The 13,308-nt window shown below is 67.0% G+C and carries 12 protein-coding genes; 3 read left to right on the forward strand and 9 right to left on the reverse strand.

Annotated features, from left to right (window positions below; all coding sequences use genetic code 11):
• Positions 1–385: 385 nt before the first annotated feature.
• Entirely contained in the window at positions 386–949 is a 564-nt protein-coding gene (locus tag DBO33_RS20250; protein WP_159080380.1) for a hypothetical protein, read from the forward strand.
• A 622-nt stretch (positions 950–1,571) separates the two neighbouring features.
• Positions 1,572–2,135 carry an endonuclease domain-containing protein gene (locus DBO33_RS44015; RefSeq protein WP_234390938.1) on the forward strand — a complete coding sequence of 188 codons (564 nt, stop codon included), beginning with the start codon at positions 1,572–1,574 and terminating at the stop codon, positions 2,133–2,135.
• 99 nt (positions 2,136–2,234) lie between these two features.
• On the opposite strand, the gene DBO33_RS20260 is transcribed toward DBO33_RS44015, so the two are convergent.
• Positions 2,235–2,993, reverse strand: a complete 759-nt coding sequence (locus DBO33_RS20260) for an SDR family NAD(P)-dependent oxidoreductase (protein ID WP_159080381.1) — start codon at positions 2,991–2,993, stop codon at positions 2,235–2,237.
• A gap of 165 nt (positions 2,994–3,158) precedes the next feature.
• Here DBO33_RS20260 and DBO33_RS20265 point away from each other — a divergent pair, with 165 nt between their 5' ends.
• Positions 3,159–3,917, forward strand: a complete 759-nt coding sequence (locus tag DBO33_RS20265; protein ID WP_107656451.1) for an NAD(P)H-dependent oxidoreductase — start codon at positions 3,159–3,161, stop codon at positions 3,915–3,917.
• Positions 3,918–4,094: 177 nt separating this feature from the next.
• On the opposite strand, the gene DBO33_RS20270 is transcribed toward DBO33_RS20265, so the two are convergent.
• The 8 genes from DBO33_RS20270 to DBO33_RS20300 form a co-directional block, all read right to left on the reverse strand.
• Positions 4,095–4,754, reverse strand: coding sequence for a DUF305 domain-containing protein (locus tag DBO33_RS20270; RefSeq protein WP_107656452.1), 660 nt, complete (start codon positions 4,752–4,754; stop codon positions 4,095–4,097).
• Positions 4,755–4,756: 2 nt separating this feature from the next.
• A complete protein-coding gene (locus DBO33_RS20275) occupies positions 4,757–6,331 on the reverse strand; it encodes an LVIVD repeat-containing protein (protein WP_107656453.1) in 1,575 nt (524 codons plus the stop codon).
• Between the two features lie 319 nt (positions 6,332–6,650).
• Positions 6,651–7,550: a 3-methyladenine DNA glycosylase gene (locus DBO33_RS20280; RefSeq protein WP_234390939.1), complete on the reverse strand. Its 900-nt coding sequence runs from the start codon at positions 7,548–7,550 to the stop codon at positions 6,651–6,653.
• Positions 7,547–8,611 carry a hemolysin family protein gene (locus DBO33_RS20285; RefSeq protein ID WP_107656454.1) on the reverse strand — a complete coding sequence of 355 codons (1,065 nt, stop codon included), beginning with the start codon at positions 8,609–8,611 and terminating at the stop codon, positions 7,547–7,549. Before DBO33_RS20285 ends, DBO33_RS20280 begins: the two co-directional genes overlap by 4 nt.
• On the reverse strand, positions 8,604–10,010 hold the full coding sequence (locus DBO33_RS20290; protein WP_107660432.1) for a hemolysin family protein: 1,407 nt from the start codon (positions 10,008–10,010) through the stop codon (positions 8,604–8,606). Before DBO33_RS20290 ends, DBO33_RS20285 begins: the two co-directional genes overlap by 8 nt.
• A 240-nt stretch (positions 10,011–10,250) precedes the next feature.
• Positions 10,251–11,687, reverse strand: a complete 1,437-nt coding sequence (locus DBO33_RS20295; RefSeq protein ID WP_107656455.1) for a GuaB1 family IMP dehydrogenase-related protein — start codon at positions 11,685–11,687, stop codon at positions 10,251–10,253.
• 186 nt (positions 11,688–11,873) lie between these two features.
• Entirely contained in the window at positions 11,874–12,005 is a 132-nt protein-coding gene (locus DBO33_RS44440; RefSeq protein WP_267897888.1) for a hypothetical protein, read from the reverse strand.
• 9 nt (positions 12,006–12,014) lie between these two features.
• Positions 12,015–12,860 carry a DMT family transporter gene (locus DBO33_RS20300; protein WP_107656456.1) on the reverse strand — a complete coding sequence of 282 codons (846 nt, stop codon included), beginning with the start codon at positions 12,858–12,860 and terminating at the stop codon, positions 12,015–12,017.
• Positions 12,861–13,308: the final 448 nt, after the last annotated feature.

Below are 13,308 nucleotides of genomic sequence, written 5' to 3' on the forward strand. Positions count from 1 at the left end.
TGTGATTGCGCGCTGAACGGATAATTTGCGAACGCCCTGGTCTTTCGACCGGGGCGTTCGTGTTTCGCCGACGTCCGCAGCGTGGTGCGGATTGGTGCATACTTCCCGGCTTTGCTCGGCGCGGGAAATCTGGCCGCCATAGTGTTCTCGACCGAGGTGTTCGTTCTTCGGCCTGGCGTGGATCCGATGCGGTCTGCCGTGTCGTTCGCGTAGGAGTCTGGCTGCCATAGTCTTCGTGACCGAGGTGTTCGATCTTTGGTCCGGCATAGATCCGGCGCGTACCTCCCGGCCTCGTCGGCGCAGGAATCTGCCCCGTGTGCTGAACACCGTTGGGTTAACGGGATTTCGCCGTCCATCCGGGTATACCCCCCGTATGTTGAGCACCGTGAGCACCCCCGGAACCGCGCGCCGCACCCCGAGTTGGTTCGTCCTCTGGATGGGGCTGCTGACAGCCCTGATCGTGTTGTGCTGCCTAGCCTTGTTCTGGCAGTTGGCCGCCGAGGGCACCTTCCCCGTCCAGGTGGTGCTGTGGTCGGCCATCGGCATCCTCGGCGCGGTCGCGCTGCTGTTCGCCCTGCTCGGCCTGTTCCGCTACCGCTCCTTCTTCTACAGCCTCATCGCCCCGCTTGTGATCGGCATCTTCGTCGCCCTCGTCTGGTACGACGTCCCCGAAACCACCGGCTGGAAACTCTCCCGCAACATCCTCCAAAACCAAGCCGCCGACTGCGCCAACCCCGGCAACCGCACCCGCCTGGGCGTCTACACCATCACCTACATCACCCGCCGAGACGGCGGCTGCCTCTTCTACACCCAAGGCGAAGAGTCCAACTCCGCCAAGGGTTTCGCCTACTTCCCCGACACCGCCCCGCCCTACCTCGGCACCCCCACCTCCGGCATCGGATACGAAACCTTCCAGGGAAACTGGTACCGCTTCACCGAAGAGTCCTGACCGGCTGCGCCACCCAGCCCGTCCAACAGCTGAGACCGCCCGCACCTCCGCCGTTCGCAGGCAACGCCCAAACCAACCGATGGAAACCGCCGGAATCACCGTCAGCGAGACAGTCCCACCGTTAGCGAGACAGTCCCAGGTGACGTATGTTGTGCGCTCTTGACTGATGCTGCAGCTTGCGTCAAGAACGTGCTCGGTGCGTCAAGTGCGCGTTGTTCACATGTGCGGAGGTGGGGGTGGTTTTTGGTGCGGGTAAGGGGTGGGGTGGGGGATGGAGTCGTTGATTTTTCGGAGGGATGTTCGGCTGGGAGGGGTTTCGGATGGGGAGTTGCGGGCGGGGCGGCGGCGGGGGGAGTTGGAGTGGGTTCGTCGGGGGGTTTATGTCGAGCGGGCGGAGTTCGAGCGGCTTGATGGTGGGGCGCGGCTTGCGTTGGGTGTGCGGGCTGCTTTGAGTGGGCTCGGGGGTGACGTGGTGGTGAGTCATCAGTCGTCGGCGATCGTGCGGGGGTTGCCGTTGTGGAATGTGGAGTTGGGGCGGGTGCATGTAAGTACTTGTGCGCGTGGGCGTTCCAGGAAGACTGATCGCCTTCATGTGCACAGTGCGCCGTTCGACGAGACGGAGGTGACGAATGTCGACGGGATGCGGGTGCTGTCGGCTGCCCGCACTGTGGTGGATCTGGCCAGGGCTGTGCCGTTCGAGGAAGCTGTCGTCATCGGCGACGCAGCAATGCACAATTATCGGCTCACCACGAACGACCTGCTGGAGGCTTTGGACCGCTGGCCGCGCAGACCTGGAGCCGCAAAAGCCCGACGGGCGATCGCCTTCATGGATGCCCGCAGCGAAAGCCCCGGCGAATCCCGCAGCCGAGTCCGCATGCACCTGGCCGGCCTCCCCGAGCCCGAACTCCAACACGTAATAACCGACGCCCAAGGCAATTTCATCGCCCGCGTCGACTTCGCCCTCCCCGAATTCGGCATAGTCGGCGAGTTCGACGGCCGCGCCAAATATACCCGCCTCCTACGCCCCCACACCACCCCCGCCCAAACCGTCTACGACGAAAAACTCCGCGAAGACGCCCTCCGCTCCCAAACCCTCCAGGTCCTCCGCTGGACCTGGCCCGACCTCAACCCCTTCCACCCCACCGCCACCCGCTGGCACAACGCCATAACCCGAGCCACCCGCTGACTTCCCGAGCCACCCGCTGACTTGACGTACGGAACATGCTCTTGACGCAGGTTGCAACATGCGTCAAGAGCATGCTCAGTACGTCAAGTCGGATTGGGTCTACGCGGCGAGTCTGCCGCCGTCTACGGTGATGATTTCGCCGGTTACCCAGGAGCTGGTGGGTTCGGCTAGGCGGGTGATCCAGGGGGTGATGTCGGTGACTTCGCCGATTCGGCCGGTGGGGGCTGTGTCGGCGTAGCCGGAGCGCCAGTCGGCGATCTCGGCGGGGGAGGTGCCGCTGCTGGCGGGGGTGGGGGGGCGGACGTTTCCGGGTGCGACGCCGTTGACGCGAATGCCCTTGGGGCCTAGTTCTACTGCCCAGCTGCGGATGAGGCTGTCGACGGCGGCCTTGCTCGCCGCGTACACCGATTGCTTGGGGGCGGCGAGGCGGGCGGAGATGCTGGAGACCACGACGATGCTGCCGCCGGGGGAGCGCAGCAGCGGAAGGACCTTGGCGGTCAACAGGATCGGGCCGAAGACGTTGACCTCGAATTGCCGGCGGACGGCGGCGGGGTCGAGCTCGTCGAGCGGGGTGGTGCCGAAGATGCCAGCGTTGTGCACGAGGACATCGAGTGTGCCGCCTCGGGCGTGCACGGCTGCTGCGACCGCCTCGGCACCCTCCTCGGTAGCGACGTCGGCGACCACGGGGATCACCGCCGGGTGCAGGGCGGCGACTTCGTCGAGGGGCGCGCTGCGGCGACCGGTGATGGTCACGCTGGCCGCACCCTGCTCGGCGAACGCGAGGGCCGCGGCCCGGCCGATCCCGGTTCCGCCGCCGGTGACGACAACATGCTGCTCCGCAAACGTCTTCTCGGACAATGCCGTGCCTCTCTCCTGTAGGCCGAACATCGGCTTCGGCCCTCCGTCGGGGCCAACACGGCGCCGCGGTCCCGCATTCCGAGCAGGTTGCGTCGCACCCACGAAGACACACCCGGAATTCCTGTGGCGGGTGGGGTGTTGCGAGGGAGTGTGACGGAAGCTGGAATGAACGTACTTGTCGTGTACGCGCACCCTGAGCCCGGCTCATTGACCGGAGCGTTGAAAGATGTTGCGGTGGAACAGTTGCGGGCGGACGGGCATGAGGTCCGGATAACTGATCTGTATGGGATGGGGTGGAAAGCGCAGGCGGATGCTGAGGACTTCGGAGCGGTGGGGGAGTCGAATTTCATGTTGGCCTCCGGAGAGGCGTATCGGAATGGAACGCTGAGCGCTGATATTCGCGCTGAGCAGGAGAAACTGCTGTGGGCCGACACTGTTCTGCTGCATTTCCCGCTGTGGTGGTTCAGCATGCCCGCGATCATGAAGGGGTGGGTGGATCGGGTCCTCACCTGCGGGTTCGCTTATGGGGCTGGCGGCGATGCGATACCGCGATACGGTGCGGGGGTGTTGGCGGGCCGGCGGGCGATGCTGGTGGTTTCGGTCGGCGGGAAAGAACCGTCCTATTCCGATCGGGGGATCAACGGGCCGATCGAGGATCTGTTGTTTCCGATCCAACACGGCATCTTGTATTACCCCGGCATGGATGTGCTGCCGCCGTTCGTGGTGCACGGGACGATTCGGGTCGATGACGAACGGTTCGGCGAGATCGCCGACGATCTGCGCCGTCGGATGTCGGAACTGGAAAAGCTCGAACCGATTCGCTATCGGCCGCAGGGTGGCGGTGACTATGACCGAAGCCTGCGATTGGCGGCAGGCCGGGAAACGCTGGGGTCCAACGGATTCGGCCTGCACGTCGCCCGTTGAGTCGACCGGCGGGGACAAGATCACGCCTACCGTGCTGGCGAACGGGCACCAACTGGACAGTAGCGGCGCACGCCGGTCGGCGGGGTCGGACGGGCCTGGCGGCCAGGCGAATTCGGCCAGGCGACAGGCGGCGCCGCGACCCGAGTGTCGGCGAGGTCTGCGCCGCCCTCGCCGCATTCAGGGCAGCGGCGCGGCGCCTCGTTGGGCAAGCAACACACCCATCAGTCCGGCCTCCTGCCCCTGAGCGTGGATCATCGAACGCGCCGTCTCCTTCACCGGTCCGGACGGCAGCAGGTGATCGGCGGCCTGCGCCATCAGAATCCCGCCTTGATGATGGCGAAACATGAGCTGCAAGAACAAGATCTCGGCATCACGACCGCGCGCGGCGGCGAGCGCATCGAGTTCAGCCATGGTCGCCATTCCGGGCATCACGCTATCCGATACCTTCTTTCCATCGGACTGCGCGACCGGCGCCGAATGCTGATGCGGCAGCGCCTCATCGGTGTGCATCCACGCCATCGGCCGCGCGGGCAGCGGCGAGGCGTTGGCCAAACGCAACCAGCCGAGCATGGTGCCGATCTCCAGCCGCTGGGTGTCGTCGAGCTGTTGGGTCAGCCGCAACACCGCCGGATCGACGGTGTGGTCGAGGCGTTGCGCCATGATCAGCGCCTGCTGATGGTGCGCGGTCATGTCCTGTACGAAACCGATCTCGACGGCACTGAGAATCGGTGCGGCCGTGTGCGATTCCGGCAGGACGAGCGGGCGCAGCGCGGCGCCGAGTACCAGTAGCGCGAAGGCCAGGGAGGCGAGCGCGGCGCCGCGCATCCAGCGTGGCATCGCTACGACCCGACGATCGACTCTTGGTCCGCCGGCGGCGAATACACGTCGTTCTCCAGCTGCAACACCATGAATCCGTTGTCGGAGCAGGTGACATACAGTTGCGAGCCACGCCATTCCGGCGGCGAGAGACACCAGTCGGTGGAGACGTCGCCGAAGGCGAGCCTGCCGGTGCGCGGGGTGAGCGCGTCCGACGGATTGAACTGCCCCTCCAGCACCGCGCGAATCGCGGGCGGCGCGCTCATCAGCGGAACCCCGATGATCGATGCGAGCGCGTGCGGTGAATTCCAGAGGCTGAGGTTCTGACCGGTGCGGGCCGGTGGATTGAAGTAGGCGATCTCATGAATGTTGAATGGGTCGCGCACATCGAAAACCCTGATACCGGAGGATATCCAGCCGCAGGCGAGAGCCGTGGGATTGTCCCGGCGGTCGGCGGTGCAGTAGTGCGATTCGTAGGCGAAGGCCGAACCACCCATGGACGAACCGATATTGCTGTCGAGGTTCTGCGGCAGGTTGATTTCCAGCTTGATCTTCGTGGCGACCTTCGGATTCGTATCGTCGGAGATATCGATGAGTTTCACACCGCCCGAACCGCCTTCGTCGACGGTGTACAGGTAGGGCTTGCCGTTGTAGGTCACCGGAATGCTGTGCTGGGTCGCCCAGCCGTCGGTCCAGAACACCCGGCCGATGTGGGACACCTGCGGGTTCGGATCACGGCGCTGCACCGCGCTGATATCGAGCACGGTGAAGCCGCCGAGCGCGGAGATGTACATCCGGTTGCCGTCCGCGCTGATGCCGAAGCCGTGCGCCTCGATCCCGGTCAGGCCCTGCCAGACGACGTGCGGGTTGGCCGGATCGGACAGGTCGATCGCGCTGACGAAGCCAGGCGCGATGCCCGAGGCCCAGTAGGTGTTGCCGTCGGGGGAGAAACCGCCCTCGTGCGTCGTAATCGGCAGCGGCATCAGCATATTCGTGCCGGGGCCCGGATTGAGTAGCCGCGGATGCGCGCAGTCGGAGATGTCGTAGACCGACAGGTAGCCGACGCCCGTGCCGACCGGGACGCCGGTGCCGACGAGCAGCTTGCGTGCGGTGTTGACCTTCAAGCTCTCCCAGGTGCCCGCGAGCATCGCGGGTTCGGTCAGGTTGGCGGTCGGTCGCGGGTTCGCGGGGTCCGACGCGTCGACGACCTGCACGCCGCGGCCCTCGCTGATCAGGTCGCCGGGGAAGAAGGAGCCCATGTAGGAGCAGTGCTCGAAGCTGGTCGAGGTGATGCCGGCGCCGCGACCGGCGAACCCGCCCACGAACGACATGTTGCAGCGATAGCCCTGGGTGCTGCGGCCACTGTCTCGGTCGGCCGCCGTGACGTCGCCCTGCATACCGTTCTCCGGCAGCGAGCCCGGCCCGCAGTCAGCCCGGGGAACCGAGGTGCGGCCGACGTCCAGGAACTCCTGGACCGCGTTCTGGATGTCGGATTGCAGGTCGGCCGATGCGCTGGTGGGCAGCATCAACACGGCTGCAAGGCCGACCGTGACCAGGGCCAATGGTTTGAAACGCCGCAGGCTCGCCAATGAGCGCATCGTCGGACTCCCCAACCTTCATCGGGTGTTGCTTCTGTCATCCCTCCGCTGACTGGGACAGCGCGGGGAACTGACTGAATAGTAGTAACTACCGTTAACTTATGTGGGAGGTTTTGCGGAAACCCGATGAACTAGCTGGTCAGGGCGGTGTTATCGGCATGGCGCACCGTCTGGGGTGCAAGGCGCAGGGCGCGAGGTGCGGGCCGCGAGCCGTGGTGCGCAGGGCGTGGGTTTCGATGGGCAAAGATTGCGCGTCGGGGTGGGCCACTGGCTGGGCGAAAATATGAGTGGGGATCAGCGGGCGCTAGCTGTGCGGGGTTCAGTCCGCAAGAAGCTTCGCCGCGTCGTATGCGAGCAGGTCTTCGCAAGCCTCGAGCAGCACTCGCCGCAACTCCGCCGATCGCTCCGTCAACGCGGACTGGGACCGCACGTATTCCGCGCGCCCGGAGGGTGTTTCGATGCGTACCGGTTTGTACCCGTACTCGGCCAGATCATAAGGACTAGCACGCATATCGAGTTCACGCGCTGCACAGGCCAATTCGAAGCAGTCCAGAATCAATGCGGATGGGATCAGCGGGACCAGCTTGAAACCCCACTTGTACAGATCCATATTCGCGTGCAGACACCCTGGCTGTTCCCGGCTGACCTGATCGGCACGAGTCAACGGCTCGATATTGCGGCCCACGGCATCGGGAGTGAAGAACCGGAACGCGTCGAAATGCGTGCAGCGCAGCGACATCGACTCGACGACCTCGTCGGTGCCGGACCGGCCGAGTCGCAGCGGCACCTGCTGATGCCTGACGTCGTCGGTGCGATACACCATCGCCCATTCGTGCAACCCGAAGCAGGACAGCTGCGCGGGCCGGGATGCGGTGGCGCGCAACAGGTTCGCGATGAACTGAATGGTGTCGCGACGGCGCGCGAGATAGCCGGGGTCCGCCGTGAAAACCGAAGAACCCGCCGCGAGCCGGTGGTACCCCCGCGCACCGTCGTATTCGCGCGCTCCCGCCAGTCCGACGCCGAATCCCGGATGCCAGCGCCGCAACTGGGCAGGCTTGTGCCCGTAATAGGTGAACAGAAAGTCGATCACCGGATGCGACGACCCCGCGGCCCGCCGTTCGACATACGGACCGACCAGCCGATCCACCCGATCCAGATGCTCCGCAGCCTGTGCGCGCCATTGCGCTTCGGCTAGGACAGCAACCTCCGACCCGCTCATTCGACGATCCGGTGCGTCCCGTCGCGGACGGTGCCGACGAACTCTTCCACCAGATCCTCCAGCGCCACAATGCCCGTGGTGTTGCCGCGCGCATCGACGACGCGACCCAGGTGACTGTTCGTCCGGCGCAATCTGGCCAGCGCTTCGTACAGCGGTGTGTGCACGCTCAACGTCGGCAACGGCCGAATGTCGGTGCGCGGGATGGGCGTCGTCGGCCCCGCGTTCTCATCGGCGACCTTGTCCAGCACGTCTTTCACGTGCATGTAGCCGACCAGCGACCCGTCGCTCGCACGCACGGGGTAACGGGAGAACCCGGTCTCGGCGACCGCGCTTTCGATGTCACCGAGCGTGGTTCCGTTGCCGCGCAACGGAACTGTCCTGGTCGTCGCCAGCGACACCATCACATCGGCGACCACCCGCTCGCTGGTGCCCAGCGCCTGGGTGAGCCTGCGGTGTTCCTCCTCGTCGAGCAGGCCCTCCGAACGCGACTCGCCGATCATCTCAGCGAGTTCCACCGAGGAGACGGTCGCCTGCAGCTCGTCCTTCGGCTCGATCCGCAGCATCCGCAGCGTGAGGTTCGCGCAGAGATTGTAGAAGGCGATGAGTGGACGGGCCACCCGCAACCACATCAGGTGCACCGGAACAAGCAGCAGCGCACTGCGTTCCGGCCCGGCCAGCGCGATGTTCTTCGGGATCATCTCGCCGAACAGGATGTGCAACACCACCACGATGGCGAGGGCGATGGCGAACGCCACCGGATGCAGCAACTGCTCGGGCATGCCGAGGAAATCGAAGGGCCCCTCCAGCAAGTGGGCCACCGCGGGTTCACCGACGCGGCCGAGCAGGATCGAGCAGATGGTGATGCCGAGCTGGGCGGCGGCGAGCATCATCGACAGGTTCTCGCCTGCCCGAATCACGATGTCGGCGTTGCGTTTTCCCTGTGCGGCGAGCGCTTCCAGGCGATCGCGGCGCGCGGAGATCAGGGCGAATTCGGCGGCGACGAAGAAGCCGTTGCTGGCGAGCAGCACCACGGTGAGCAGGACACCGAAGAGGTCACCCATGGCTGTGCTCCTGCTCTGGTTCGGCTTGCAGCTGCCGGAACGCGAGGTCGTCCGGGGCGACCGGAAGCAGCCGGACCCGGTCGATCCGGCGACCGTCCATGCGCTCTACCCGCGCGATCCAGCCGCCGGTGCTCGGCTGGTCGCCCGAAGACCATTGCTGGGAACGCGGATTCGGCAGCACGACCTCGTCACCGGCCTCCGGGATGCGGCCGAGCCGGGTGAGCACGAGCCCGCCGAGCGTCTCGTATTCGCCTCCGGGAGCGTCGTATCCGGTGGCGCGGGAGACCTCGTCGATGCGCAGCAGGCCGGAGCAGTCCCAGCCGTCGGCCACCCGGCGCACGTCGAGTTCTTCCTCGTCGTGCTCGTCGCGGACGTCGCCGAGGATTTCCTCGATGATGTCCTCCATCGTGACGATGCCCGCGGTGCCGCCGTACTCGTCGACGACCAGCGCGACCTGCATGCCGTCGGCGCGGATCCGTTCGAGCACCTCGTCGCCGTCCAGGCTGGCGGGCACGATCGGCACCGGGTGGGCCAGCATCTGCAGCGGGATGGTGCGGCGCACGTTCGCGGGATGGGTGAACGCCTGCTTGATGTGCACGACGCCCAGGGTGTTGTCCAGGTCGCCGTCGATCACCGGGAAGCGGGAGTAGCCGGTGCGGCGGGCGGCGTCGATGAGGTCGGCGATGGTGTCCAGCTTGTCCAACGCCTCGATCTTCACCCGCGGCGTCATCAGTTCCTCGGCGCTGCGCTCGCCGAACTGCAGCGAGCGGTCGATCACCAGGGCGGTGCGCTGGTCCAGCGAACCGCGCAGCGCGGACGTGCGCACCAGCGACCCGAGTTCCTGCGGCGACCGCGCCGAACGCAGTTCCTCGGCCGGCTCGACCCCGAGCCTGCGGACGACCCAGTTGGCGGTGTTGTTGAGGAAATGGATCAGCCACTTGAAGATCACCGAGAACGCGACCATCGGCGGCGCCGTGGTGCGCGCGGTGGCCAGCGGCTTGGCGATGGCGATGTTTTTCGGCACCAGCTCGCCGTAGATCATCGACAGCGAGGTGGCGAGGACCAGCGCGAGGGCGAGCGAGATGCCGCGGGCGGCGGTGTCGCTCAGCCCGACTCCGGTGAACAGCGGATCCAGCAGCCGCGCGAGCACGGGCTCGGCGATATAACCGGTGATCAGCGTGGTGATGGTGATGCCGAGCTGCGCGCCGGACAGCTGGAACGACAGCGTGCGATGGGCTTGGCGGACCATCCTGGCGCGAACGTCACCGTCGCGCGCGTGCGCTTCTACGGTGCTGCGTTCCAGCGCGGTGAGCGAGAATTCGGCGGCGACGAAGAGGGCGGTGCCTGCCGTGAGAGCGATGAACCCCAGCAGGCTGAGCACCGTGAGTGCGACGGACATCGTCAGCACCCGCCGAACGGGACTGGGAACTGCACGGTGGGGAATGGGGCTGGGGGAAGGAGGACGCCGGGTTTGTCACCCGGCTCGGTAGAGGAGCCCTCCTGTGCTGCGCCCTCGGACGCGGGTGACAACTGGATCCTTTCGCAAGCCGAAGATGTGCTGCCGGAGACCGGCAACCACTATGTTACCGGCCCACGCGTCGAGTCGCGTGGGCCGGTGGTCGTGCCGTGTCGGCGTGTCTCACCAACCGCTGGGCAGCGGGCGTCCCTCGGCGAAACCGGCGGCCGACTGCACGCCGAGCACCGCCTTCTCGTGCAACTCGGCCAGGCTGCGGGCACCCGCGTAGGTGCACGCGCTGCGCACGCCGGAGCAGATGTGGTCGATGAGGTCCTCCACGCCGGGGCGTTCGGGGTCCAGCCGCATGCGCGAGCTGGAGATGCCCTCCTCGAACAGCGCCTTGCGCGCCCGGTCGAAGGCGCTGTCGGTGGCGGTGCGGGCCGCGACGGCGCGCTTGGACGCCATGCCGAAGCTCTCCTTGTAGGCGTTGCCGTCACGGTCCAGGCGCAGGTCGCCGGGGGATTCGTAGGTGCCTGCGAACCAGGAGCCGATCATCACGTTGGATGCGCCTGCGGCGAGCGCGAGAGCGACGTCGCGGGGGTGCCGCACGCCGCCGTCCGCCCAGATGTGCACGCCGAGTTCCTTGGCGGCAGCGGCACATTCGGCGACCGCAGAGAACTGCGGGCGGCCCACGCCGGTCATCATGCGAGTGGTGCACATGGCGCCGGGACCGACACCGACCTTGATGATGTCCGCGCCCGCGGCGGCCAGATCACGAGTGCCCTGCGCGGACACCACATTGCCCGCCACCAGCGGCACGCCGAGGCCGAGATCGCGCACGGCGCTGAGGGATTCGAGCATCTTGGCCTGGTGGCCGTGCGCGGTGTCCATCACCAGCACGTCGGCACCGGCGTCGACCAGCGACTTGGCCTTGGCGACCACGTCACCGTTGATGCCGACCGCGGCGGCGACGCGCAACTGGCTCTGATTGTCGACGGCCGGCTGGTAGATGCCGGCGCGGACCGCGCCGGTGCGGGTCATCACGCCGGCCAGCGTGCCGTCCTCGGCGGTGAGTACCGCGAGCTGGGCGTGCTTGGCGTCGAGCAGTTCGAAGATGTCGCGCGGGGAGGTGCTGGCGGGGGCCTGCACGAAATCGGTGACCGCGACGTCACGCAGCCGGGCGAACCGGTCCACATCGGTGCAGGACGCCTCGGTGACGACACCGACCGGGCGGCCCGCGTCGACCACGATGACGGCCCCGTGGGCGCGCTTGTGCATCAGGGCGACGGCCTCGGACACCGAACGTTCCGGGTCGAGGGTGACCGGGGTGTCGGCGGTGAGCGAGCGGCTCTTGACGAACGCGATGGTGTCGGCGGCCGCGCTGATCGGCAGATCCTGCGGAAGCACCACGATGCCGCCGCGGCGGGCCACCGTCTCGGCCATGCGACGACCCGCGACCGCGGTCATATTGGCCACGACGATGGGAATGGTGGTGCCGGACCCGTCGACGGTGGAGAGGTCGACATCGAACCGTGAGGCGACATCCGTCCGATTAGGGACGAGGAAGAGGTCGTCGTAGGTCAGGTCATACGGCGGCTGATGGCCAGGGAGAAACTGCACTTAACCGATGATAACCAAGTCCGGTCGGTAGCGCGCAATTCTCCAGCACTCGGCGGAGATGTACCTCACAGCGTGGTGCGGGCGCGCTGGCTGCGAGGACGGCGGAACCCAGACCGCTGACCGCTCAACTGCAACGTCCCGGCGCGCTCATAGCGAACCTGACTGCGGTTCGCCTCACGGACGGATTCAGCGGCGGTTCATCGAGGTGGTCGAGACGACCAGGGCATCGTGGACGCGCTGCACCGCTTCGATCCACGCGGGTGCGAGCGCGTTGTGGCCCCCGGCTTGCGCGGCTATCGCTGACAGCCCGCTACTCATGATGCCGGATCAGGTGGTGGCTTGGGCGCTCGATAGGCGGATTGTGGTGGCGCACATGACGACCACTGCGAGGGCGGTGATGACGAGTCCGAAGGTGTTGGTGCGGAAGCGTTCGTCGAGGACGGTGACGCCGAGGAAGGCTGCGGCGAGGGGTTCGGCGATGGTGACCGCGGGTAGGGACGCGGCGAGGGGGCCGGCTTGGAATGCTCGTTGTTGCAAGTAGACGCCGGTGATTCCGGCGGCGGCGAGGGTCCAGGTCTGCCAGCTGCCGAGTACCTCCGCGAGGCCGTGTTCGAACAGTGTGGTGACGTAGGAGGTGAGGGCGGCGGCGACGCCGTAGAGCGAACCGCTCGCGGCGCCGAGGAGGAGGGCGCGGCGGCCGGGGGCGGCGCTGCGGAGGCCGATGATCGTGGCTGCGCCGATAAGGGCGGCCAAGACGGCTAGCGGCAGCAGCCAATGATGTAGGGGCGCATCGGTATTGCCGGCGGAGGGGTTGCCGACGAGCAGGAAGCAGGCCAGGGCCGCGGTGAGCGCGAGGGCAGTCGCCCAGGTGCGTGCACTGATGCGGCGGCCGTTGAGCTTGGCCGCCAGCGGTAGCGCGAACACCAACGCGCTCACCAAGATCGGCTGCACCAGCAGCACCGCACCCAACGCGAGCGCGGCGACCTGCATCGCGTAACCACCGACATCTCCGGCTATTCCGGCCCACCAACGCGGGCTGCGCAGTAGCGCCCGGACGAGTGAATCACCCTCGGGGACCGCGGCCGCCGCCTGTTGCTGCGCGACCGCAGCCACCGCGAACAACAGTGCCGCCAGCAGTGCGCAAGCCACAGCACCCACTGGATGGTTGGTCACAACCGTTAGTTTGCCCCACGGTTGCGAGTCCCCGGCGAGCGCTCCGGGCGTACGGCGCGTCGCCGTGCATTCCCGGGCGTGTCGCCGCCAGTAGACCCGCTGGGTGCGCCCGGTGAAACCGCGCGAGCTCCCGGTGAACCCTGAAGCACCGACGACGTTGCTGCCGGAGCCCGCACGATCCGGCGGTGCCGCGTTCCGGCCGACATGCTTACCCCGTCACGCACTCGAACGCGCCGATCTCGCGGCTCCACCCCCCCCTCGCCAGCCTCGACTGCCGGAGATGCCCGCGACCGCTCAAGCTATCCGCGACCGCCCGAGCTACCCGGCGCCTTCGTCGAGCCGGTCCCGCGCCCGCCCGAACCGGTCCCGGACCCGCGCCCACGTCCGCCCGCGCCTCCGACTTTGGCCGAGCCGGCCCCCCGCACGCTCGACCCGGTGCCACTCGATG

The organism is Nocardia suismassiliense, from assembly GCF_900269665.1.
Lineage (GTDB): Bacteria > Actinomycetota > Actinomycetes > Mycobacteriales > Mycobacteriaceae > Nocardia > Nocardia suismassiliense.

What these genes read in the sequence shown, in the direction of transcription:
- DBO33_RS20265 (WP_107656451.1), top strand. Translation starts at nt 3,159, where the DNA reads ATGAACGTACTTGTCGTGTACGCGCACCCTGAGCCCGGCTCATTGACC.
- DBO33_RS20270 (WP_107656452.1), bottom strand. Translation starts at nt 4,754, where the DNA reads ATGCCACGCTGGATGCGCGGCGCCGCGCTCGCCTCCCTGGCCTTCGCG.
- DBO33_RS20275 (WP_107656453.1), bottom strand. Translation starts at nt 6,331, where the DNA reads ATGCGCTCATTGGCGAGCCTGCGGCGTTTCAAACCATTGGCCCTGGTC.
- DBO33_RS20280 (WP_234390939.1), bottom strand. Translation starts at nt 7,550, where the DNA reads ATGAGCGGGTCGGAGGTTGCTGTCCTAGCCGAAGCGCAATGGCGCGCA.
- DBO33_RS20285 (WP_107656454.1), bottom strand. Translation starts at nt 8,611, where the DNA reads ATGGGTGACCTCTTCGGTGTCCTGCTCACCGTGGTGCTGCTCGCCAGC.
- DBO33_RS20290 (WP_107660432.1), bottom strand. Translation starts at nt 10,010, where the DNA reads ATGTCCGTCGCACTCACGGTGCTCAGCCTGCTGGGGTTCATCGCTCTC.
- DBO33_RS44440 (WP_267897888.1), bottom strand. Translation starts at nt 12,005, where the DNA reads ATGAGTAGCGGGCTGTCAGCGATAGCCGCGCAAGCCGGGGGCCACAAC.